Annotated in this window: 1 protein-coding gene; it reads left to right on the forward strand. The window is 59.3% G+C overall.

Annotated elements, in window-relative coordinates; all coding sequences use genetic code 11:
- Positions 1–423: IS5 family transposase (locus LPW29_RS15390; protein WP_238628738.1), on the forward strand; the 423-nt coding region annotated here is incomplete at both ends.

Here is a 423-nt window from a genome sequence, read left to right on the forward strand (position 1 = left end):
CGCACCGGCTGCCAGTGGCGGGACCTGCCAGAGGCGTTTGGGCCTTGGAATACGGTCTACAAGCGCTTCAACGCCTGGTCAGCGGGTGGAAAGCTGATGAGGGCTTTTAGCACGCTGGTGAAAGATCCTGATGTCGAGTGGCTGTTCATCGATGGCTCCTACGTCAAGGCTCACCAGGACAGCACTGGGGCTGCCACGCAAGTCGCAGAAGCCATTGGCAAAAGTCGTGCAGGCAATACGAGCAAGATCCATTTGGCCGTGGATGCCTATGGGCTGCCGATTGGCTTCAGGATAACCGGCGGTGAGGTGCACGACAGCACGGAAGCTCAGGCATTGATTGACGACTTGCCGGCAGGTGGTGCGCTGGTGGCTGACAAGGGCTATGACAGCGAGCGTATTCGTGAGCAGGTCGAGGCAAAGGGC

This window comes from Ectothiorhodospira sp. 9100 (assembly GCF_022227565.1).
GTDB classification, from domain to species: Bacteria; Pseudomonadota; Gammaproteobacteria; order Ectothiorhodospirales; family Ectothiorhodospiraceae; genus Ectothiorhodospira; species Ectothiorhodospira marina.